This window comes from Microbacterium sp., assembly GCF_047607225.1.
GTDB lineage: Bacteria > Actinomycetota > Actinomycetes > Actinomycetales > Microbacteriaceae > Microbacterium.
On record NZ_JASGDO010000063.1, the window covers coordinates 1 to 20,790 of the forward strand.

The 20,790-nt window shown below is 72.1% G+C and carries 20 protein-coding genes and 1 riboswitch; of the genes, 14 read left to right on the forward strand and 6 right to left on the reverse strand.

Translation table 11 applies throughout. From position 1 onward, the window contains the following. Positions 1-80 precede the first annotated feature (80 nt). Together QM591_RS12905 and QM591_RS12910 are read right to left on the reverse strand one after the other, a co-directional pair. Complete coding sequence (locus QM591_RS12905; RefSeq protein ID WP_415132796.1) at positions 81-914, reverse strand: ABC transporter permease subunit; 834 nt, start codon at positions 912-914, stop codon at positions 81-83. Then, entirely contained in the window at positions 911-1,960 is a 1,050-nt protein-coding gene (locus QM591_RS12910) for an ATP-binding cassette domain-containing protein (protein WP_415132797.1), read from the reverse strand. Before QM591_RS12910 ends, QM591_RS12905 begins: the two co-directional genes overlap by 4 nt. Positions 1,961-2,172: 212 nt before the next feature. Between QM591_RS12910 and QM591_RS12915 the strand changes: the two genes are divergently transcribed. The 8 genes from QM591_RS12915 to QM591_RS12950 all read left to right on the forward strand — a co-directional run bounded on the left by QM591_RS12915 (position 2,173) and on the right by QM591_RS12950 (position 10,733). Then, positions 2,173-2,646: a hypothetical protein gene (locus tag QM591_RS12915; protein ID WP_415132798.1), complete on the forward strand. Its 474-nt coding sequence runs from the start codon at positions 2,173-2,175 to the stop codon at positions 2,644-2,646. Further along, positions 2,643-4,220 carry a hypothetical protein gene (locus QM591_RS12920; protein ID WP_415132799.1) on the forward strand — a complete coding sequence of 526 codons (1,578 nt, stop codon included), beginning with the start codon at positions 2,643-2,645 and terminating at the stop codon, positions 4,218-4,220. Before QM591_RS12915 ends, QM591_RS12920 begins: the two co-directional genes overlap by 4 nt. Next, complete coding sequence (locus QM591_RS12925) at positions 4,213-5,133, forward strand: hypothetical protein (protein ID WP_415132800.1); 921 nt, start codon at positions 4,213-4,215, stop codon at positions 5,131-5,133. Before QM591_RS12920 ends, QM591_RS12925 begins: the two co-directional genes overlap by 8 nt. Further along, positions 5,133-5,759 carry an ATP-binding cassette domain-containing protein gene (locus QM591_RS12930; protein ID WP_415132801.1) on the forward strand — a complete coding sequence of 209 codons (627 nt, stop codon included), beginning with the start codon at positions 5,133-5,135 and terminating at the stop codon, positions 5,757-5,759. Before QM591_RS12925 ends, QM591_RS12930 begins: the two co-directional genes overlap by 1 nt. Next, positions 5,756-6,967: an ABC transporter permease gene (locus QM591_RS12935; protein ID WP_415132802.1), complete on the forward strand. Its 1,212-nt coding sequence runs from the start codon at positions 5,756-5,758 to the stop codon at positions 6,965-6,967. Before QM591_RS12930 ends, QM591_RS12935 begins: the two co-directional genes overlap by 4 nt. A 61-nt stretch (positions 6,968-7,028) precedes the next feature. Continuing rightward, positions 7,029-8,108 carry an enoyl-CoA hydratase/isomerase family protein gene (locus tag QM591_RS12940; protein WP_415132803.1) on the forward strand — a complete coding sequence of 360 codons (1,080 nt, stop codon included), beginning with the start codon at positions 7,029-7,031 and terminating at the stop codon, positions 8,106-8,108. A gap of 6 nt (positions 8,109-8,114) precedes the next feature. Beyond that, positions 8,115-9,065, forward strand: coding sequence for a DnaJ domain-containing protein (locus tag QM591_RS12945; RefSeq protein ID WP_415132804.1), 951 nt, complete (start codon positions 8,115-8,117; stop codon positions 9,063-9,065). 72 nt (positions 9,066-9,137) lie between these two features. Then, positions 9,138-10,733 carry an SLC13 family permease gene (locus QM591_RS12950; protein WP_415132805.1) on the forward strand — a complete coding sequence of 532 codons (1,596 nt, stop codon included), beginning with the start codon at positions 9,138-9,140 and terminating at the stop codon, positions 10,731-10,733. A gap of 48 nt (positions 10,734-10,781) precedes the next feature. Here QM591_RS12950 and QM591_RS12955 read toward each other — a convergent pair whose 3' ends face one another. Next, positions 10,782-12,191 carry a D-alanyl-D-alanine carboxypeptidase gene (locus QM591_RS12955; RefSeq protein ID WP_415132806.1) on the reverse strand — a complete coding sequence of 470 codons (1,410 nt, stop codon included), beginning with the start codon at positions 12,189-12,191 and terminating at the stop codon, positions 10,782-10,784. A 30-nt stretch (positions 12,192-12,221) separates the two neighbouring features. Further along, a riboswitch (TPP riboswitch) is annotated at positions 12,222-12,331 on the forward strand. Between QM591_RS12955 and QM591_RS12960 the strand changes: the two genes are divergently transcribed. The 3 genes from QM591_RS12960 to QM591_RS12970 all read left to right on the forward strand — a co-directional run bounded on the left by QM591_RS12960 (position 12,325) and on the right by QM591_RS12970 (position 15,324). After that, complete coding sequence (locus QM591_RS12960) at positions 12,325-12,963, forward strand: ECF transporter S component (protein ID WP_415132807.1); 639 nt, start codon at positions 12,325-12,327, stop codon at positions 12,961-12,963. Its footprint overlaps the riboswitch before it by 7 nt. 1 nt (position 12,964) lies before the next feature. Next, positions 12,965-14,536, forward strand: coding sequence for an ABC transporter ATP-binding protein (locus QM591_RS12965; RefSeq protein ID WP_415132808.1), 1,572 nt, complete (start codon positions 12,965-12,967; stop codon positions 14,534-14,536). Further along, entirely contained in the window at positions 14,533-15,324 is a 792-nt protein-coding gene (locus QM591_RS12970; protein WP_415132809.1) for an energy-coupling factor transporter transmembrane component T family protein, read from the forward strand. The genes QM591_RS12965 and QM591_RS12970 overlap by 4 nt, the downstream gene beginning before the upstream one ends. Before the next feature lie 66 nt (positions 15,325-15,390). Here QM591_RS12970 and QM591_RS12975 read toward each other — a convergent pair whose 3' ends face one another. Further along, on the reverse strand, positions 15,391-16,116 hold the full coding sequence (locus QM591_RS12975; protein ID WP_415132810.1) for a phosphotransferase: 726 nt from the start codon (positions 16,114-16,116) through the stop codon (positions 15,391-15,393). 134 nt (positions 16,117-16,250) lie between these two features. Here QM591_RS12975 and QM591_RS12980 point away from each other — a divergent pair, with 134 nt between their 5' ends. The 3 genes from QM591_RS12980 to QM591_RS12990 all read left to right on the forward strand — a co-directional run bounded on the left by QM591_RS12980 (position 16,251) and on the right by QM591_RS12990 (position 18,779). Continuing rightward, complete coding sequence (locus tag QM591_RS12980; RefSeq protein WP_415132811.1) at positions 16,251-17,012, forward strand: SDR family NAD(P)-dependent oxidoreductase; 762 nt, start codon at positions 16,251-16,253, stop codon at positions 17,010-17,012. A gap of 151 nt (positions 17,013-17,163) precedes the next feature. Then, positions 17,164-17,934, forward strand: coding sequence for an enoyl-CoA hydratase/isomerase family protein (locus QM591_RS12985; RefSeq protein ID WP_415132812.1), 771 nt, complete (start codon positions 17,164-17,166; stop codon positions 17,932-17,934). Then, the gene (locus tag QM591_RS12990; RefSeq protein WP_415132813.1) at positions 17,931-18,779 is read left to right on the forward strand and encodes an SDR family oxidoreductase; all 849 of its coding nucleotides are present in this window, start codon (positions 17,931-17,933) and stop codon (positions 18,777-18,779) included. Before QM591_RS12985 ends, QM591_RS12990 begins: the two co-directional genes overlap by 4 nt. A gap of 36 nt (positions 18,780-18,815) precedes the next feature. Here QM591_RS12990 and QM591_RS12995 read toward each other — a convergent pair whose 3' ends face one another. Next, on the reverse strand, positions 18,816-19,712 hold the full coding sequence (locus tag QM591_RS12995) for a Cof-type HAD-IIB family hydrolase (protein ID WP_415132814.1): 897 nt from the start codon (positions 19,710-19,712) through the stop codon (positions 18,816-18,818). A 189-nt stretch (positions 19,713-19,901) separates the two neighbouring features. Beyond that, on the reverse strand, positions 19,902-20,774 hold the full coding sequence (locus QM591_RS13000) for a Cof-type HAD-IIB family hydrolase (protein ID WP_415132815.1): 873 nt from the start codon (positions 20,772-20,774) through the stop codon (positions 19,902-19,904). Between the last annotated feature and the right edge of the window lie 16 nt (positions 20,775-20,790).

Genomic DNA, 20,790 nt, shown 5'->3' on the forward strand with positions numbered 1-20,790 from the left:
AGCGCGGCCGCGTCCGGGTGCGGCGCCGGCGACCTGAGCCGAGCCGGGCCGCCGCGGCGCGTGCGCCGGATGAGCGGCTGTCAGCCCACGTCGCGCCGCCAGCTCGTCAGGTAGCCCAGCACCAGGATGACCGCCGCGTAGGCGAGGAGCACGAGGACGCCGATCCACCACGCCAGAGGCTCGCTGCCCGCACCCGTTCCCGAGCCCAAGGTGGAGTAGAGACTCGCGCCGACGAGTGCGTCGGAGGCGGCCCCGGGGAGGAACCGCGCGGCGTCGGCGATGCCGTCGACGAAGGATCCGACGGTCCGGAGGATCGGTTCGACGAACTGCGTGAAGGCGATGACTCCCACGACCGCGGCGACCTGGTTGCGCACGAGCGTGCCGACGCCGATGCCGATCAGCACCCAGAGGGCGAACGCGATGGCGATCCGGCCGAACATCGCCCAGGTGTCGAGGTCGCCGAGCTGCGTGTCGACGCCGAAGACGGCGAGGAACCCGGCACCCGGCCCGACGGTGGAGACCAGTGCCGCGAGGGCGTACACGAGGCCCATCACGATGCCTGCGACGACCTTGCCCGCCAGCACGGTGGCGCGGCGCGGAGTGGCGAGGAACGTCGGGGTGAGGGTCTTGTGTCGGAACTCGCCCGTGACCAGGAGCGTGCCGATGAGGAGCGGGAAGATGTACCCCACCGCGGTGGCCAGGCTATAGATGAGCGGCGGCAGCATGCCGCCGGGGATCGCGGACATGTCGGTGGATCCGCCGGGGATCGCACCGGTGGCGACGGCGCCGAAGAACCCGGCGAGCCCGCCGGCCGTGCTGCCGACGTAGGCGACGAGGACGAGCCCCAGGATCCACCACATCGAGGTGGAGAACTGCTTGGTCAGCTCGGAGCGTGTAGCGCGGACGAGGCTCATCGCTGCTCACCGCCTTCCTGCGCAGCCGTCGGTTCGGGATCGGCGTCGACCTCGACTGGCGGCGGTGGTGCGTCCACGACGGGAGCGGCGACGGCGGGGGCCGGCAGCGCGTCGAGGTCGACGGGGGCCGTAGCTGGTGCGGGCTCGTGCACCCGCACTCCGTTGACGAGGTCGAGGAAGACCTCTTCCAGCGCGGGTCCGCGCCGCTGCAGGGCCGAGAGGGCGACACCCGCCGCGGCTGCGACGGCACCGACCCGCACGGGGTCTGCGCCCCGCACCGTGAAACCGGTGCGGAGGGTGTCGAAGGAGAGCCCCTCCGCCGAGAGCGCGGCGCCGAGGGCTGCGCGGTCGGGGGCGTCGACGATCGTCGCGTACTCGTCGTGCGCGGTGAGCTCGTCGATCGTGCCCTGGAACACGAGGGAGCCGCGGGCGATGATGAGCAGCGACTGCGCCGTCTGCTGGATCTCGGAGAGCATGTGCGAGGAGACCAGCACGGTGCGTCCCTGCGCGGCGAGGTCTCGGAGGAAGCCGCGCATCCACTTGATGCCCTCGGGGTCGAGCCCGTTGGAGGGCTCGTCGAGCACGAGCACGCCGGGATCGCCGAGCAGGGTGTAGGCGAGGCCGAGGCGCTGGCGCATGCCGAGGGAGAAACCGCCGACCTTGCGCCCGGCGACGTCGGCCAGTCCGACGGTGCCGAGCGCGTCGTCGACGCGGGAGCGGGGGATGCCGGCCGCATCGGCGTAGACCGCGAGGTGGTTCGCCGCGCTTCGTCCGGGGTGGAAGCTCGACGCCTCCAGGGCGGCGCCGACCGTCTGCAGCGGGTGCGAGAGCTCGCGGTAGCGACGTCCGTCGATCGTCGCGCTCCCCGATGATGCCGAGATGAGTCCGAGCAGGATCCGCAGGGTCGTGGTCTTGCCGGCTCCGTTCGGGCCGAGGAAGCCCGTGACCACCCCCGGCTCCACTCGGGCGGTGAATCCGTCGACCGCCTTCACGGCGCCGAAGCGCTTGGTGACATCGGTGAACTCGAGCACATGTCCTTCGGGCATGGGCGGCCTCTCGTTGCGGGGGTGTCCTCTTATCCTGTCGGATTCCGCGCGGGACCGCGCGGAGCGTGGCGGCGAGCCCTCGAGAGGCGGATGACGTCGGGGTGTGGACAACTCCCGGGACGCGTCCTCGGCGTGGCTACAGTGGGGCATCTGGTACTCATATATGAGGGGGCCTGGAGCCCTCTCTCCCATCGGATGAAGGAGATCGAAACATGAGACGTGGAATCCGTAACACGATCGCAGCCGTGGTGCTCTCGGCCGTGGCGCTCGGCGGTGTGGCCCTCCCGGCATCGGCGGTAAGCAGTTCGTCCTCGGCGAAGCTGCCGGGCACGGGAGCCGTGATCCAGGCGAACGTCTGGCTCTGCAACACCTGGCTCACGTCGTGCGGCTTCCAGACCTCGGCGAAGGCGCTGAAGTCGGGCAAGGCGTACAAGGTGTCCAAGATCCGCAACACCGCGGACTTCAACGCGTGGGGCATCGGCACCGTGACGGTGGGTGCGGTCACCGTGGCCGGTACGAGCGGGTCGGCGCGCAACCTGGTCTGGACCAACTACAAGACGTGGATCTCCGACCACTCCGGCAGCGCCTCGGCGACGTGGTCGATCGTCGCGCTGGGTCTCTGCTCCGGCGCCTATGCCGAAGTCTCGGGCGTTCGCGCGAGCTCCAGCGCGTGCGTGGGGGTGTGATCCGCACTCGTGTCCTCCCCTGTGCCGTGGCGGCGGTGGCGGCTCTCATGCTGACCGCGTGCGCGCCTCCCACCCCGGTCGACGGTGGCCTCGACGGCGTCTGGGGAGACCTGACGCCGTTCGAGGGCGCCGACGGCCTGCTCTCCAACGTGGCCATCGACGCGTTCTCGACGGCGACCCTCGTCGAGACCGCGGCCGGGATCGATGTCGGTCGGGCGCTCGGCGTCGTGTCGCCTCCGCCCGACGCCGCGCGTTGGCGGGAGCTCTGGGAGTCCGACGAGGAAGAGGCGCTGTGGAAAGCGCACCTGGTGTGTGGCTCCGCGGGCGCAGAGAAGGCTCGACAGATCCTGTCGGGGCCGACGGCGGCGACTCTCGCGCGTGACGCCGATACCGTGCTCGCGGCGGCGCCGGAGCCGACGGCGCAGTCGCAGCCCGGCGACACGCTCGAGCTGTTGGCGGCTGCCCATGTCTCGTGGTGCCTCAGCGGCGTCGATCCCGTCGCCGACGGGCTCCTCTCGGCGGCGGGGATGCGGTCCGCCGTCTCCGCCAACGCGGCGCTCGCGCTGCAGTGGGTCGACGTCCGCCGGTCGGCGGTGGTGTCTCCGGAGGCGTCGGCGGGACGCGTCGTCAGCGCACTCTTGCCGGGGGTCCCGCCGCCGGACTGCGACGATCGCGCGGCGATCGAGGCGGGTGCCCTGCTCCTGCTCGACGCAGTGCCGGAGGAGGACACCCCCGCGTTCTTCCGGTGCGCGGTCGACGACGCGCTCGACGCGACCGACCTCTCGGTGCTCGTGACGGCCGCTCGCGTCGTCGCTCAGCGTGAAGCCGAGGAGGGTGACGAGGCGGTCGCCGACGCGCGCGCGGTGCTCGAGGACCGTCTTGAGAGCAGGCGGCTGCCCGATGGCAGCTACCTGCGACGCCCGCTGGTCACGGGATCTCTCAGCGGCACGGTCGCCGGTGTCCGGCTGCTCCACGCTCGGGGCACCGAGCTGCCGCCGTCGACATCGGCGGTCGTCGTCGAACGCATAGTGCAGACGGCGCGTCCGGGATCGGGCGACGCCCTCCTCGTGTGGCAGGGCTGCCTTCTCGTGCGTGGTGACTGCGCCGACCTCGCCGGCCCGGGGCTCGCCGACGCGGAAGTCCTCACGGCGGCCGTGACGCCCGAGGCGACGACGCTCGACGGTCTGCTGACCGCGCTCGCCACGGCGCGCGCGGCCGACCCGGACGGGGTCGATCGCCTCATCGAAGGCCTCGCCACTGGTGCGACGGCGCCGTGCGCGCGACGGCAGGTCTCCCTGTTCCGTGACGCGGCGGCGGCCGGTGGGTGGCCCGACGACGAGGTATGGCAGGAGGCCCGACGCAGCTTCGCCGACGCCGTCATCGACGGGCGCCTCGACGACTACTGCGACCTCTCCTGGATCTCGCGGCTCGCCGACGATGCCCCGCGGCGCGACGGAGCCGCCGGTTACGTGCCCCCTTTGCGCTTCTCCCAGGAAGGACTGCTGATGATGAACGAGCAGCTGGCGCCGCTGTCGATCGCGGCAGCGGCGGCTGACTTGGGGTTCCATGCGTAGCCCGCGCTGGCTCCTGGTCGGTGTCGTGCTCGCCGTGGGGGCGATGAGTCCGCTGACGGCGTGCGCGCCGGGAAACCCCGTGGACGCCTTCGACTTCTCCGGCTTCCTCGGCGATGACGGGCTGTTTCATGACCGAGACGTCGCGGGGATCGACGGAGCGCTCACGGACGGCTCGGCGACCGAGGGGACGTGGACGACAGCCGCGGTGATCCGCACGCGGAACCTGGCGGGAGAAGAAGTGCGTCTCGCGACGGAGATGTCGCGGGCCCTCGATGCCGCGGCGCAGGCCGCCGCCGACAGTGGGGATCACGATGCCGTGCTCGGCGCAGCCCGCGCGTGCGCGCTCGCCGCCCAGGCGTCGTCGGCGTGCGCTGATGTCCGCGGTCGGGCGATCGAGCTCCTGCAGCAGAGCCCCGCCGCCCTCGGCCCCGGCGACTCCGCGCGCGCCGTGCTCCTGATCGAGACGGCAGCCGATCTCGGGCTCCTTCCCGCGGGTGCGGGGAGCAGCCTGGCCGCCGCGGTGGCCAGGCGAAGCGATGACCCCTGCGTCGACAGTGCCGTGATCCGCCTCCACGTTCGACGCGACGACGAGGAGCCTCTCCGCGTCGTCGATGACCCGCGCGCACGCACCGACGAGGTGCTCGCCGCCCTCCGCATCGGCGACGTCGACACGGCGTACTGCCTCTCCGGCATCGTCGCCGCCACCGCCGGCGCCACACCGGATCGCGACGAGGACTGGCTGCAGCAGCCGTTCGACGAGGCGGTCGCCGCCGGTTTCACCCGCGCCGATGACGGCCTCTACGCCGGCGCGGATCGTTCCCAGGGCCGCATCGAGACGACGCGCCGGCTCAGCCAGGTCTCGTTCGACCTGAGCGTCGGACTCGGCCCGATCCCGGCGGGAGGAGCCTCGTGATGGTGACGCAGCGCGAGCCGGTCGTCTCTGTCGAGGCAGCCCGCTACACGTATCCGGGCGTGGCGGGGCGCGAACTCGGGCCGTTCGATGCGGAGGTCCGGGCGGGCGAGATGCTCGGCATCGTCGGTCCCTCGGGGGTCGGCAAGAGCACTCTGCTGGGCCTGATCGGCGGGCTTCTCACGCCGACCCGCGGCCGCGTGCAGTTCTCTCGCGCGTGTAGCGGTGCCGCCTTCGTGCTTCAGACGCATGCCGTGCATCCGTATCTGACGGCGTGGGAGAACGTGGCAGCGGCGTGGGGCATCCCCCACCGCAGCGACCGCCCGCGCGCCCGTCGGTTGCTGAGCCTGCTCGACCTCGATGACGTCGCTGACCGACCCGCCGGTGCGCTCTCGGGCGGCCAGCGCCAGAGGCTCGCTCTCGGTCGGGCGATCGCCTCCGAGGCCGCGGTCATCGTCGCCGACGAGCCGACGGGGAATCTCGATGCCGAGAGCACCACTGTCGTGCTCCGCGCGCTGCGAGCCGCAGCCCGGAGCGGCACGGCGGTGGTGGTCGCGACCCACGACGACGCGGTGCGCGATCGGTGCGACCGCATCCTCACGCTGACGAAGGAACGGACCACGCCGTGACCACGAGGAAGACGCTTCGCACGACACTCGGATGGGCCCTGCTGCGTGTCCGTCGAGGGGAGCACCGCGCGGCTCCGCTCGTCGTCGCGGGTTTTGTGACCGTGCTGTTGACGGCGACGCTCGGTGCGCTGCTCTGGAACGTCCAGTCGACCGTGACCGCCGACGAGGTGGGTGGCGGAAGCCTCGCGGTGCTCGAGCTGCGCACCGACGTCGCCGATGCGCGACCCCTGACCGGGAGCGCGCTGGATCTGCTCGCCGGGCTCCCCGACGTCGCCGCTGTCGAGCCGGCCATCGACGGTGCGTCGATCTACGGGGCGGATGGGGGCTGGGTGCTTCCCGTCGTGGCGTTCCAGGCGTCGCAGGCGCCGCCCGGCGTCACGGCTCCTCCCGGACCGGGCGAGTTCCTCGCGCCGAGCGCCACGCAGGGGGTCGACTTCGCCGCCCTCGTCGGCGAAGAGCTCGATGTGGGGTTCACCACCCGCACCGGAGCGGATGAGGGAGAGTCGGCGTCGCGGCGACTGCGTCTGAGCGGCACGTACGACCCTTCCTGGCAGGTCTATGGACCGGCCGTCGCCCTCACCGACGTCGACACCGCGGTGGAGCTCGTCGCCGCGCGGGAGGGGCTGTCGCCGCGCGCGTACCTCGATGAGCGCGGAGTGCGCTCCGCGCTGGTCGTCGCCCGCGACCGAGAGGCCGTCCCCGCTCTGACCGCCGACCTCCGTGCCCGGGGGTTCGCCGCCAGCCCTCTGGCGGACCGGCTCGGTCTGCTCCCCGGTGTGTTCTCACTCCTTCCCGCCGCGACCGCGATCGTCGCCGTCGTGGGGCTTCTGCTGTTGGTCGTCTCGACCTTCACCGGGGTCGCGGCCTCGGCGAAGGTGCAGCTGCGCGATCTCGCCCTCCTCCGTGTGCACGGGTGGCAAGTGTCGGAGATCCGCGCGCTCATCACGACGGAGAGCATGCTCGTCACCGGACTGGGCGCCGTGGCGGGGGCGCTCGTCGCGATCGCGCTCGTTCCGTTCCTGTCGGTCGTCGCGGCCGAGCAGGTGGGAGCCGAACCGGCGCTCGGTGACCTGGTGTGGCGGCCGGTGCTGATCGCGGCGGGCGCGATGCTCATCAGTCTCCTCGCCAGTGCGGGAGCAGCGACTCTCGCGTCGCGCCGTTCCCTCTCGGTCGACCCGTACATCGCGGTGCGGGCCGAGGGCGGGTGAGCGCCCCGAGGTGCGACGGAGGGAGACCCGGCCTCCGACGCGCCTCGGGTAGCGTGAACGTGTGAGCGACGCGTCCCCGACCCCGGCTGCGTCCGCGTCGCGGATCCGTGCGGTCGCGGACGCGAGCGTCGGGCATGCCACGCTCGACCGACCGGAGGCGATCAACGCCCTCGATCTCGGCATGATCGAAGCTCTGGGCGCTGCGCTCGATGAGTGGGAGCACCATTCCGACATCGCGATGGTGCTCCTCGACGGTGCCGGTGACCGGGGCTTCTGCGCCGGCGGTGACGTCCGCGGCCTCCGTTCCCAGATCGTTGCGGGGCAGGCGGCCGAGACGGCGCGCTTCTTCCGCGCCGAGTACGCGCTCAACGCACGAATCGCCGAGTATCCGAAACCCGTCGTCGCGATCGCCGACGGGATCACGATGGGCGGCGGCGTCGGATTGGCCGGGCACGCCGCCGTGCGGGTGGTGACGGAGCGCTCGGCGCTGGCGATGCCCGAGACCCGCATCGGCTTCACGCCCGACGTCGGGGGTTCCTGGCTCCTCGGCCGCGCTCCCGGACGGGTGGGGGAGTACCTCGCCCTCACCGGCGCATCGATGAACGGCGCCGACGCGATCTACGCTGGGTTCGCCGACCACTTCGTCCCGTCGGATCGCCTGGCCGACCTCCACGATGCGTTCGTCACTCGTGCCGATCCGCACACCCCGACCGAGCTCGTCCTCCTGTTCGATGAGACTCCCGATCCTTCGCGCCTGCCTGCTGCACGCGGCTGGATCGACGACGCCTTCGCCGCGGACACGGTGCCCGAGATCCTCGCCCGCCTCCGCGACCGGCCCGAGCCCGACGCCGCGGCGACCGTCGCCACGCTGGAGGAGCTCTCACCGACGGCGCTCGCCGTGACCCTCGCGGCCGTCCGCTCGGCGCGCCGTCTTCCCGACCTTCGTGCCGCTCTCGCCCAGGAGTACGGCCTCGTCATGTGGTTCGCGGCGACGCAGCCCGATCTGGCAGAGGGGATCCGCGCGCAGCTCGTCGACCGTGACCGCTCCCCGCGGTGGCAGCCGGCGTCGTTCGACGACCTGCCGGGCAGCATCGGTGCCGACGCGCTCGCGTTCATCCCCGACGTTCCGTTGTGGAGCTGAGGATCCGTGTTCGACAGTCCGCTCTCGGCCTCTGCCTACGATGTGCTCGGCGTGGCCCCCGACGTCGACGACGAGGCGCTGCGTCGGGCGTACCGCGCGCGGTTGCGAGAGACGCACCCCGACACCGGTGGGGATGCCGCGCGTTTCGTCCACGTGCAGCGTGCCTGGGAGCTGATCGGGACACCCTCGGCGCGCGCCGCCTATGACCGCGGCCACGGCTTCGGAGCGTCGGCCGCGCCCTCGTTCGCTCCGGCCGGTTCTCCCGCAGAGGGCGGTCCGGTCTGGCGTCCGCCGTCCGCTCGCGCCGACACCCGGCCGCGCGCACGCTCCTTCGGTCAGCCGGGCGGGTGGCGCCGGGAACGCTACCTCACCCTGATACGCGAATGGGTGGGCCGCGGAGTGGCCCTCGATGACCCGTACGACCCCGCTCTCGTGCGGACTGCTCCTCGTGAGCTTCGCCGCCTCCTCGCCGACGCGCTCGCCGAAGAGGCGACGGCGAGGATCGTGGCCGACCTCGGCATGGGCTACACCGTGTGGCACGACGTGGCCGCCGACCCGCGGGATCCCGACGCGAAGATCGACCATGTCGTGCTCGGCCCGAGCGGCCTGTACGCCGTGCTCTCGGAGGACTTCGGCGGCCCGGCGCGGGTACGACGTGGAGAGCTCATCGGTGAGTCGGTCTCCGGTGCCCCTGTCGCCGCGACCGTGGGGCGCGCCCGTGGCCTCGGTCGCTCGGCCCGGGTGAAGTTCAGCGGCGTCATCGTCGTGCTCCCCGACGACGACGCCCCGGCGGCGATCGAGGAGCTGGGGCGGGTGCGCGGTCTGCCCGCGGTCGTCGTCGCACGGTCGGCGCTGTCCACCGTGCTCCGCCGCGGGATCACGGGTGCGCGAGCGATCGGCGGCAACGAGCTCTTCGACATCCGCACCCGGCTGCAGCAGACCGTGCGCTTCGTCTGAGCGACCCGAGCGGAGCCCCGGGCCGCACCCGCGCCGCCCGGTCCGGCGGACCCCCGCCGTAGAGTCGATCCCATGGACTCCGCCGCCTGGACTTTCGTCATCCTCGTGGCCGCCGTGGTGGCGTTCGTCAGCTCCCGGGTGCCCCTGGCGATCGTCGCGCTCGGCGTCGCCGTCTCGCTCTGGGCCACCGGCGTCCTCACCCTCCCCGAGGCGTTGTCGGGCTTCGGCGATCCCACGGTCATCTTCATCGCGACGCTGTTCATCGTGAGTGAAGCGCTGGACTCGACCGGGGTCACCGCGTGGCTCGGACATCAGGTGATCCGCCGCGCGGGGTCGGGGCGCGGCAGGCTCGTCGTGATCGTCGCGCTCCTGGCTGCAGCCCTGTCCGCCTTCATCAGCATCAACGGTGCCGTCGCCGCTCTCCTCCCCGTCGTCGTTGTCGTCGCGGTTCGCGCGGGCATCGTTCCCTCGAAGCTGCTGATCCCGCTCGCCTTCGCCGCCAGCGCCGGGTCCCTTCTGACGCTCGCGGGCACCCCCGTCAACATCGTCGTCTCGGAGGCCGCCGAGGCAGCGGGCGGCCGCGCCTTCGGGTTCTTCGAGTTCGCTCTGGTCGGGGCGCCCCTCGTGATCGCGACGACGCTCATCGTGCTCGCCTGGGGCGACCGGCTCCTGCCGGAGCGGGTGGCGGAGCACTTCGCCGATGCCGCCCCCGACCCCCGCTCCCACGCCCGCACGCTGCGCGACGCGTACGACGTCGACCTCGACACCGGTTCGCTGTTCAGCGTCACCGAGGGCGTGCTGGAGGTGCTCATCGCCCCGCGGTCACCCCTGATCGGACGGACGGTCTGCGCCGGGATGACCACGAGAGGCGAAGACCTCGTGATCCTCGCGGTGCGTCGCGGGGAAGAGGACGGCCCCAACACGTCGCGGGGCGCGGCGGTGGCCGGATCCCTGACGCTCCGCGCCGGCGACGCCGTGCTCGTGCAGGGGCCGTGGGACGCGCTGGACCGCTACGCCGCGTCGCCCGATGTCATCGCGGTGACCGCGCCACGGTCGCTCCAGCGTGCGGTGCCGCTCGGCCGGGGCGCGCGGCGCTCCCTCGTCGTGCTCGCGGTCATGGTGGTGTTGCTGGCGACCGGACTCGTTCCGCCGGTCGTCGCCGGTCTTCTGGCGGCGGGGGCGCTCGTGCTGAGCGGCGTCCTCACCATTCCGCAGACCTATCGCGCCGTGTCGTGGACCACGGTCATCCTCATCGCCGGGATGGTCCCCCTCTCCTCGGCCTTCATCTCGACGGGTGCCGCCAGCTCGGTCGCCGATGTCGTGCTCGGCGTGATCGGCGACTCGTCACCCCATGTCGCCCTGCTCGTCCTGTGCGTCCTCACGATGATCCTCGGCCAGTTCATCTCGAACGTCGCGACCGTGCTCGTCGTCGCGCCGATCGCCGTGGCGGTGGCCGACGGGCTCGACGCGAGCGTGCTGCCGTTCCTCATGGCCCTCACCGTCGCCGGAGCCGCCGCCTTCCTCACCCCGATCGCCACTCCGGTGAACCTCATGGTGATGCAGCCGGGCGGGTATCGCTTCGGGGACTATTGGCGCCTGGGGTTGCCGCTGATGGTCGTCTTCCTCCTCGCCTCCGTGCTGTACGTCCCGCTGATCTGGCCCTTCTGACCACGGCGCGGGGGCGACCCGCCGGCGGTGTCCGTGGGGGAGGGGGCGTCAGCGGGCGAGTCCGAAGAGTTCGAGCGGATGAGTGAACCGCCACCAGCCGTCGGGCTCGCCGAGGTCGTCGGTCAGGGCGACCTCGACGCTCGCCGAGTCGAGGGGGCCGGTGAGGGTGAGGGTGCCCACGATCTGGTCGGCGTCGCGCGCGTCACCGAGGTCGAGCGTGCTCTTTCCGGTCGCGGACGCACCGTTCCAGAGCAGCACGGAGGCCTCCGTCGTGGTTGCGACCTCGGCGCGCGTTCCCCACGCGGTCGAGGCGGTTCCCACCACTGTGCCCGCCGGCAGTGCGTGCGGCGTCTGGACTTCGGCGACGGCCTGCTGGAGGAGATCCGCCGTCTCCGACGCGCGGAGTTCCTCGGTCGGCTGGCCGAGCACGGCCACCGACACCCGCACGGTCTGGCCGGCCGCCTCCACCTCGGCGTCGGCGAGCAGGTTGTAGTTCCCGACGAGTCCGCCGGTCTTCAGTCCGATCACGCCGTCGTCGCCGAGCAGCGGATTGGTGTTCTCGATCTCACCGACGCCGGGGATCTCCGCCGTCTCGGTCGCCACGATCTCGGCGATCACCGGCTGATCCGCAGCGATCTCGGCGAGTCGGATGAGCGAGGCCGCGTCGGCGGTGTTCTCCCGATCGATGCCGGTGGGCTCCACGATCCGGATACCCGAGAGGTCGTGGCCGTCGAGCCATTCGCGCGCGGCGGCGGCGAACTCCGCCTCCGTCGGCCAGAGCTCCTCCGTGAGCATCGCGATGTAGTTGCCGGCCGACGCGATGAGGGCGCCCTGGAGCTGTTGGTACTGCGTCAGCGTGCCGCCGACGGGAACCGGGAGCGCCGATTCGCCGCGCGAGACGTATGCCCAATACGTGGCGCGGTCGGCGGCGGTGATGGTGCGGGCAGGCCCCGCCTCCCCCTCTGCCAGGGGCGCCTCGTCGAGCACCATGAGGGCCGAGACGAGCTTGGTGATGCTCGCCATCGGTGCGGCGTCCGTCGACGACGCGGCGACGGCGTCGATGCCCGCGACCCCGACGGCGGCGTCGCCCTCGTCCGGCCAGGACAACGCGGACGTGGGAGCCTCCACACGCGGCGCGTCGGCCGCGGCGATCGTGGGTGCGACGGCATCGAGGGACCACGTCTGGGTCGCGACGGTGTATCCGCCCGCCAGGGCCATCAGGATGGCGGCGGTCACCAGCAGGGGTGCGCGCGAGCGCCGGCGACGGATGAGCACCGGAAGGACGGGGACGAAGGGCGCCGAGGCGGCCGTGAGGTCGCGGGGAGCGACCCGGGTGGCGACGACGTCGGGATCGATCCACGCCAGGGCGATCCGCCCGCTCCGCGACTCCGGCTCCGTCTCCTGCGCTTGCCTCCGCAGCGCGCGCCGGGACGGGGGAGGTGCGTCGGGGGAGGTCACGATAGCCAACGTACCGCGGGCTATACTCGTCGCCAGAACCACGGGAGTCCGGTGAGCCGGGCTGAGAGGAAGCGATCCACGCTTCGACCGTCGAACCTGATCCGGATCATGCCGGCGCAGGGAGGAGAGCGCAATGCATGCAGTGACGTCCCCGTCCACCGTCCGTTCATCGTCGGGAGGCACCGGTCGCGAGCGATTCCGGTGGCGCATCGTCGACATCGTCGTGGCGAGCGTCATCGGCGTGGCCTGTGCCGCCGTCTTCCTCGTCTGGAACATCGGCTACGAAGGGCCGGCCTCGCTCCTCAAGCCCCTTCTGCCGGGCGTGCAGGGACTGCTGGCAGGACCTTGGCTCATTGCGGGGGTGCTCGGTGCTCTCGTCATCCGCAAGCCCGGAGCGGCGCTGTACACCGAGCTCCTCGCGGCCGTCATCTCCGCCCTCGTCGGCAACCAGTGGGGTCCCCTCACGATCGTCTCGGGTCTGGTCCAGGGCGCCGGCGCCGAGCTCGTGTTCCTCGCGTTCCTCTACGCGTCGTGGCGTCTGCCCGTCGCGATCCTGGCGGGCGCGGGCGCGGGCCTCGCGTGCGGGATCAACGATCGCGTGCTCTGGTACCCGGGGGCCGACACCCTGTTCACCTCGGTGTACATCGCCGCCACGACGATCTCCGGCGCAGTTGTGGCCGGTCTCGGTGCGTGGCTCGTGACCCGTGCGCTCGCCCGGACCGGAGCGCTGGCTCGCTTCGCCTCCGGCCGCGACGCCGGCCGACGCGTCTAGCGTGCCGACCGTCGCGCCGTCGCCCGCCGCCGTCGAGGCGCGCGGGTGGGGATGGCGCTACGCGACCCGGCGGGCCTGGGCGGTCCGTGACGTCGACTTCCGGATCGAGCCGGGTGAGCGCGTGCTGCTTCTGGGAGCCTCCGGCGCCGGGAAGTCGACGTTGCTGCAGGGGATCGGCGGTGTGCTGGGCGGCCACGACGAGGGCGAAGAGCTCGGTGCGCTACTCATCGACGGTGTGCCGGCGGCGGCGACGCGCGGACGTGCCGGGCTGGTGCTGCAAGACCCGGACAGTCAGACGATCCTCTCTCGGGTGGGCGACGACGTCGCGTTCGGGTGCGAGAACCTCGGGGTGGCACGCGACGAGATCTGGCGGCGGGTGACGGCGGCCCTGGACGCCGTGGGACTCGAGGTCGCTCGGGACCGCAGCACGTCGGCGCTCTCGGGGGGACAGAAGCAGCGGTTGGCCCTCGCCGGTGTCCTCGCCATGCAACCCGGCGTCGTGCTTCTGGATGAGCCGACCGCGAACCTCGATCCGGTCGGGGTGACCGAGGTCCGTGACGCCGTCGCGCGGGTGATCGCCGCCACCGGAGCGACCCTCGTGGTGATCGAGCATCGAGTCGACGTCTGGCTCCCGCTCGTCGATCGCGTGATCGTGCTGGGAGCCCAAGGGGGCGTGATCGCCGACGGTCCGCCGGATCGCGTCCTGGTCGACCGCGCGCCGGAGCTCGCCGAGGCGGGCGTCTGGTTGCCCGGTGTCCGTCCGCCCGTCCCCGAGCGCCCCGCGGCCTCGGCGGGCGCCTCGCTCGTCTCTGCGCGAGGCCTCGTCGTGGGCCGTTCGCCCGGCGTGGCGGTCGCCGGACCCGTCGACCTCGAGGTGCGGGAGGGGGAGGTCGTCGGGATCGTGGGCGCGAACGGCGCGGGCAAGTCGACCCTCGGACTGACCCTCGCGGGGCTCCTTCCGACCGTGGCGGGAGAAGTGCGCGCGGCGGACGCACTCTCCCGGGGCGCCGCCCTCACCCGCCAGGCCCGCCGCGTCCTGAGTCGCCGCACCCCCGGCCGATCCGTCGGGGCCCGCCCCGATAACCCCGCGGCCTGGACCTCCGCGTCGCTCCTGACCCGGATCGGCACCGTGCTGCAGGAACCGGAGCACCAACTGCTGCGATCGACCGTCCGCGACGAGCTGGCCGTCGGGCCGCGGGCCCTCGGTCTGGACGAGGGGGCGGTCGCCGCCCGCATCGATGATGCGCTCGTCCGGCTGCGCCTGGCGCCGCTCGCGGCCGCGAACCCCTACACGCTGTCGGGGGGAGAGAAGCGCCGGCTGACGGTCGCGGCCATGCTCGTGACCCGCCCCCGCGTGCTGGTCCTCGACGAACCGACGTTCGGTCAGGACGCCCGGACCTGGGCGGAGCTCGTCGCGATCATCGCCGGCCTCCGCGACGGGGTGGATGAGCAGGGACCTCTCGCGATCGCCGCGATCACCCACGACGACGCCGTTCTCGACGCTCTCGCCGCCCGCCGTTTCCCCCTCGCCGGCCCCACCGTCGCGGCCGGTCCCCCGAGGGCCGGTTCATGACGACCCTCACCCCCGCCGGGCCCCGGCGGGGTGTCGTCGCGGGGCGTCATCCCGTCGCCAAGCTCGTCGCGGCGCTCCTCATCGCGCTGCCGCTGGTCGTCACGATCGATCCCGTCTCGGCCGGAGTCGCGCTCGGCCTCGAGGTGCCGTTGCTCTTTTCTGCCGGTCTCACCGCTCGGCAGTTCTGGCTCCGGACCCTGCCGCTCTGGCTCGCTGCCCCGGCCGCTGCGGTGACGATCGCGCTGTACGGGCAGTCGAGCGGACGAGTGCTGTTCGAGTGGCTGTTCGTCCACGTCAGCGAGGGGTCGATCCTCCTCGGGCTCTCCGCGATGCTGCGCGTCCTCGCCATCGGTCTTCCCGCCGTGGTCCTGTTCGTCACCGTCGATCCGACCGACCTCGCCGATGGTCTCGCGCAAGTGCTGCGGCTGCCGGCGCGATTCGTCTTGGGGGGATTGGCGGGCATGAGGATGCTGGGCCTGTTGGTGGAGGACTGGCGTGCCCTCGCGCTGGCCCGCCGCGCACGCGGTGTCGCCGATGCCGGGCGGATCCGCCGCGTGGCGGGGATGGCGTTCGCGCTGCTCGTGCTCGCGATCCGTCGCGGGTCCGCGCTGGCCACGGCCATGGAGGCGCGGGCCTTCGGAGCGCCCGGGCCGCGCACGTGGGCCCGCCCGTCGCGACTCGGTGGGGCCGATGTGCTCCTGATGGTCCTCGCGCTGGCGATCCCGACGATCGCTCTGGCGGCGGCGGTGGTGACGGGGTCATTCCGCCCGGTCTTCGGCGGGGGCTGACTCCCACGCGGACGTGGCGCGGGCAGGGACGGGTGTCTCGTCGGTGCGCCGCCCGGGCTCGGCCGATCAGGTCGCGTTCCACAGACTCCGGTAGTACGCCATCCGTTCCTCGTCGGGCTCGACCCCGTACGCGTCGAGCAGGGCCTCCTCCCAGCCCGGCCCGTAGTTCCAGACCGTGCTCATCGCCGCGACCGCGATGTCGGCCCACCGATCGGCGACGCCGAGCACGCCGAAGTCGACATGGCCGAGCCACAGGCCGTCCTCGCCGAGGAGGGTGTTCGGGCAGCAGGCGTCGGCATGGCAGACGACGAGCCGGTCGATCGTCGGCGGTTCGCGGAGCGGCGCGTCGACCACGATGCCGCGCTCCTCAGCGCGGGTGAGGCGTGAGGCGACCGACCAGTCGAAGGGGCAGTCGTCGACCGGCAGCGCATCGTGAAGCGCGCGGAGTCCTTCACCCACCGCCCGCACCGCGACGGCGGGGTGCTCCCGCCAGTGGGGATCGACGGCCGAGAGGCCGGGAAGGGCCACCGTGACGAGCCACTCGTGCCGCCCGTCCGTGCCGGTCTCGCGCACGGTCGGGACCCTCGTGTATCGCGCCGCCCACGCCAGGCGCTCGGCTTCGTCGGACATCGAGGATTCCGCATTGACGGGGCCGTACTTGATGAACTCGCCCGCACCGCTGCGGAACGTGAGTCCGCCGTAGCCGTTGCGCCAGACGGGGACGAGGGTCGCTCCCCGGGCGAGCATCCGGACGCGCGGGGGCACATCGACGGTCTCGGCGGGGATCGACATGTTCTCCATCATGGCGGCTCCGTGCCGGTCCGAGGCGGTCCCGGCGGTCGCTGGGCCGTCGCTGGGCGGAGTTCACGTGACACTGAGTCCCGCGTATGGTGGTATGCGATCCCCACTCGTTCGAAGGAGAGCGCATGGACATCGTCGGAGCCACCGCCCTCGTCACCGGCGGCGCGAGCGGTCTCGGGCTGGCCACGGCGCGCCGACTGGCCGCGGCGGGCGCGCGCGTCGTCATCGTCGACCTGCCTTCCTCTCCGGGAGAGGCAGCCGCCACGGAACTGGGAGGCGTCTTCGCCGCCGCAGACGTCACCGACGCGGCGCAGGTGGAAGCCGTGGTCCGGGTCGCCGCCGCCGAGGCGCCGCTGCGCGTCGTCGTCAACTGCGCCGGCATCGCCCCTCCGGCCAAGGTTCTCGACCGAGAGGGGAACCCGACCTCGATCGCCGACTTCGAGCGTCTCGTTCGTGTCAACCTGATCGGCACCTACACGGTGGTGGCGCACGCGGCAGCCGCCATGGCGCGCACCGAGCCCACCGGGGGCGGCGATCGGGGCGTCATCGTCAACACCGCCTCGGTCGCGGCCTTCGACGGCCAGATCGGACAGCCCGCGTACGCGGCGAGCAAGGGAGGTGTGCACGCCATGACGCTACCGATCGCGCGCGAGCTCGCCCGGCACGCGATCCGCGTCTGCACGATCGCGCCGGGGATCATGGAGACACCGATGCTCGCCGGCCTTCCCCAGGCCGCGCAGGACTCCCTCGGGCAGCAGGTGCCGTATCCGCCGCGATTGGGCCGTCCGGACGAGTACGCCGCACTGGTCCTGAGCATCGTCGAGAACGGCTACCTCAACGGCGAGACCATCCGCCTCGACGGCGCGATCCGGATGGCCCCGAAATGAGGGCGGCCGTGCCGTCGCTCGTTCGCCCGCGCTGCGTAACTCCTCCACACACGCGGGGCGCCGTGTCCGTCGCGGCGGTACGACGCGCCCCACACGGCAGCACAGCACCGCGACGGAGGAGTTCTGCAGCACACACTCGGAGGAGCCCTCGATGACCGACTCGATCCTGTACACGCGTGAGGGCGCCCTCGCTCGTCTCACCTTCAACCGCCCCGCCGTGCTCAACGCGATGGACTTCGAGATGGGCGCGCGGTGGCGCGACCTCGCGCGCGAAGTCACCCGCGACCCCGAGGTGGGTGCGGTGCTGATCGACGCGAACGGACCCGCGTTCTGTGCCGGGGGCGACGTGGTGCAGATGGGGACCTCCGGTGCCGCCGGTTCCGAGGTCACCGCCGCGGCACACGTGATCCACGAGGGGATCCGTGCGTTCGTCACCTCCAGCACCCCCGTCGTGGCCGCCGTCCAGGGAGCCGTCGCCGGCGGCGGCCTCGGTCTCATGCTGACGGCGGACTACATCGTCGCGTCGAGGGCATCCCGGTTCGTCAGCCGCTACGCCAACATCGGCCTGACGCCCGACCTCGGTGTCTCGACGCTGCTCCCCGCCGCGATCGGACAGCGGCGGGCCCTCGCCCTGCTCCTGCAGGATCGGACGATCGACGCGGAGACGGCCCTGGACTGGGGGCTGGTGTCCGAGCTCGCCAACGACCCCGCCGCGCGGGCCGCGGAGGTCGCGCGATTCTGGCTCGATGGCGCGACCGAGGCGTTCGGGCAGGCCAAGCGCCTCGTGCGCGTGGGCGCGCACCGCCCGTTCACCGAGAACCTCGACGACGAAGCCCGCACGATCGGCGACAGCTTCGACACCCCCGAGGCGACCCCCCGGATCGCGGCCTTCGCCGCCCGTACCCCCAAGGAGACCCGATGAGCACGTCCGACGCAAACCCGACGCTGGCCGGCAAGACGATCCTCATGTCGGGCGGGAGCCGCGGCATCGGCCTCGCGATCGCGCTGCGGGCGGCGCGCGACGGCGCACGCATCGCCCTCCTCGCCAAGACGGACACGCCGCACCCTCGCCTCGAAGGGACCGTCCATTCGGCAGCCGAGGCGATCCGCGCCGCCGGCGGTGAAGCCTTGCCGATCGTGGGTGACGTGCGCAACGACGACGACATCACCGAAGCCGTGCTGAAGACGCAGGGCGAGTTCGGCGGGATCGACATCGTCGTCAACAACGCGTCGGTGATCGACTTGTCCGGCTCGCTGGAGCTGGCGACGAAGAAGTACGACCTCATGCAGGACGTCAACGTCCGCGGCACGTTCATGCTCTCCCGCGCTGCTCTCCCGATCCTGAAGGATGCCGACAACCCGCACATCCTGTCGCTGTCGCCGCCTCTGAACACCACGGCGCGATGGCTCGGCGCCCACACCGGGTACTCGCTCGCGAAGTTCGGCATGACGATGGCCACTCTGGGGATCGCGGCGGAGTTCGCGGCCGACGGCGTCGCCGCCAACACGCTCTGGCCGGAGACGACGATCGCCACCGCCGCGGTGCAGTTCGCGCTCGGCGGCGACCGGATGATGAAGGTCAGCCGCACCCCCGAGATCTACGCGGACGCCGCCTACGAGGTGCTCACACGTCCGGCGCGCGAGTACACCGGTCAGACCCTCATCGTGGAGGACGTGCTCCGCGAGGCCGGGGTCACCGACTTCTCCCGCTACGCTGCGACTCCCGGCACGCCCGACAGCGACCTTTTCCCCGACATCTTCCTCTGAGGGCTCGGCCCCCGCAGGGGTCCCTGAACGCGAGGGTCAGAGGAGCCCGAGGGTGGCGAGGGCGTTGTGCACGCCGTCGTCGAGCACGCCGGTGGTCACGTGGTCGGCGAGGGCCCGCAGCTGCGGATCCGCTCCGCCCATGGCGACCGCCGTGCCGCACACCTGGAACATCTCGACGTCGTTCCAGCTGTCGCCGATCCCGATCGCATCGGCCGCATCGAGCCCGAGGATGCTCAGGACCTCGACGATGGCGGCGCCCTTGTTCGTGCCTCGGAGCGAGATCTCGCCGTTGGATCCACCGGGCATCGGCATGCTCCCGGGGATCACGTGGAAGCGCTCGCCGAGTGCCCGCTGCGCCTGGTCGACGCTGTCGGAGCGATCGCTGACGAAGACCGCCTTCGCGATGTGGTCGCGGTCGGCCTCCGAGACGGGGAGATAGCGGTCGGCGGCCTCGGTGAGCACCGCGTTCAGGAGGTCTTGCTGATCCTCGTCGATCCCGAGGTGGGCGAGGTCCTCGGACCGTCGGGCGGCGCGCATCCGCAGGAACGACGTCATCATCCCGAGGATGCCGGGGCTGGCGTACACCTGCTGGTTGGCCTGCAGGAAGTAGTGGACACCGTTCTCCTCGAAGTACGAGGTGAGTCGGTCGACGTCGGCTCGAGGCATGGGATGGAAGAAGAGCTCCTCTTCGCCTCGCGTCGCGTAGGCCCCGCCGTTGGTGATCGCGCCGTCGAAGCCGATCGCGGCGACGTCGGGGTGGATGTCACCCGCCGAGCGGCCGGTGCACAGGTAGACGAGGTGGCCGCGCTCGCGCACGGCGCGGATGGCGGTGGCCGTCGAGGGGGCGATGACCGAGCCGTGCTCCAGGATCGTCCCGTCGACGTCGATGAACAGGATGCGGGGCGAGGATTCGGTGGGAGTCACGGCATCCATCCTTTCAAACCGGTGTGACCGGAGTCTGTGCGCGAGCGGTGCCCGCCGCGCGGCGGGCCAAAAGCAGGCTGAGGCGGGGGATCGGGGGCTCATCGGGTGCCGAGGGCCTGCCCGGCCTGCTTTTCGCACGCCTCAGCCCGGGCAGGTGCCCGCCGCGCGCCCGGTGGCACGGCGGCAGGCCCGGCGGGATCAGATGAGGCCGTTGCGGACGAAGGCGTTGCGGATGCCGTCGTCGTCTATCGCCGAGGTGACCTGGTCGGCGAGGGATTGGACTCCCGGGGCCGCGTTCCCCATCGCGATCGACACTCCGCACACCTCGAACATCTCCGCATCGTTCCAGTTGTCGCCGATCCCGATCGCATCGGCGGGGTCGATGCCGAGGTGCGCGAGTAGCCGCAGGATCGTGGCGCCCTTGTTCACCCCGACCGCGGAGATCTCGCCGGAGCTTCCGACGGGGAGGGGGATCGTCCCTCCGACGACGGCGAAGGCTCCGTCGAGCTCGGCCACGGCCGCGGCGACCGCGGCCGGATCTTCGCTGAGGATCACGGCCTTGGCAGCCTCGGCGGGGACGAACTCGTGGGCCGCATCGAAGATCTTCATGCCGACGCTGAAGAACTCCTCCTCGTCGACGTCGCGCCCGGAGGCCCGCATCCGGTCCTCGTGCGCGCGCCGGTCGCGGTCGACGTAGCGCTGCATGAGGGCGGGAAGCTCCGCGCTCGCGAACATCCGATCGTAGGTCTGGAAGTACCAGTGCACGCCGTGGGCGTCGAGGCGCTCCTCCAGATGCCGCACCGAGTCGTGCCCGAGGAGCTCGGCGACGATCACGTCGTCACCGATGCTCCCGAATCCGCCGCCGTTGGTGACGGCGCCGTCGAAGCCGATGTCGAGGATCGGTCCCTCCAACTCCTTCATCCCGCGCCCCGTGCTGAGGAACACGAGGTGACCGGCTGCGCGGGCCGCTCGGACTGCCGTGATCGCGGACGGCGGGATGTGCCGGCCGTCCTGCATGAGGGTTCCGTCGACATCGAGGAAGACGGCGCGGCGTCGGAAGGGGGAGGGCATGGGGCGGGGCTTTCCG

Coding starts and splice junctions, on each gene's coding strand:
- QM591_RS12970 (WP_415132809.1), top strand. CDS start 14,533: ATGACGACCCTCACCCCCGCCGGGCCCCGGCGGGGTGTCGTCGCGGGG.
- QM591_RS12995 (WP_415132814.1), bottom strand. CDS start 19,712: ATGGATGCCGTGACTCCCACCGAATCCTCGCCCCGCATCCTGTTCATC.
- QM591_RS12975 (WP_415132810.1), bottom strand. CDS start 16,116: ATGTCGATCCCCGCCGAGACCGTCGATGTGCCCCCGCGCGTCCGGATG.
- QM591_RS12905 (WP_415132796.1), bottom strand. CDS start 914: ATGAGCCTCGTCCGCGCTACACGCTCCGAGCTGACCAAGCAGTTCTCC.
- QM591_RS12985 (WP_415132812.1), top strand. CDS start 17,164: ATGACCGACTCGATCCTGTACACGCGTGAGGGCGCCCTCGCTCGTCTC.
- QM591_RS12990 (WP_415132813.1), top strand. CDS start 17,931: ATGAGCACGTCCGACGCAAACCCGACGCTGGCCGGCAAGACGATCCTC.
- QM591_RS12950 (WP_415132805.1), top strand. CDS start 9,138: ATGGACTCCGCCGCCTGGACTTTCGTCATCCTCGTGGCCGCCGTGGTG.
- QM591_RS12925 (WP_415132800.1), top strand. CDS start 4,213: ATGCGTAGCCCGCGCTGGCTCCTGGTCGGTGTCGTGCTCGCCGTGGGG.
- QM591_RS12960 (WP_415132807.1), top strand. CDS start 12,325: ATGCATGCAGTGACGTCCCCGTCCACCGTCCGTTCATCGTCGGGAGGC.
- QM591_RS12910 (WP_415132797.1), bottom strand. CDS start 1,960: ATGCCCGAAGGACATGTGCTCGAGTTCACCGATGTCACCAAGCGCTTC.
- QM591_RS12915 (WP_415132798.1), top strand. CDS start 2,173: ATGAGACGTGGAATCCGTAACACGATCGCAGCCGTGGTGCTCTCGGCC.
- QM591_RS12980 (WP_415132811.1), top strand. CDS start 16,251: ATGGACATCGTCGGAGCCACCGCCCTCGTCACCGGCGGCGCGAGCGGT.
- QM591_RS13000 (WP_415132815.1), bottom strand. CDS start 20,774: ATGCCCTCCCCCTTCCGACGCCGCGCCGTCTTCCTCGATGTCGACGGA.
- QM591_RS12930 (WP_415132801.1), top strand. CDS start 5,133: ATGGTGACGCAGCGCGAGCCGGTCGTCTCTGTCGAGGCAGCCCGCTAC.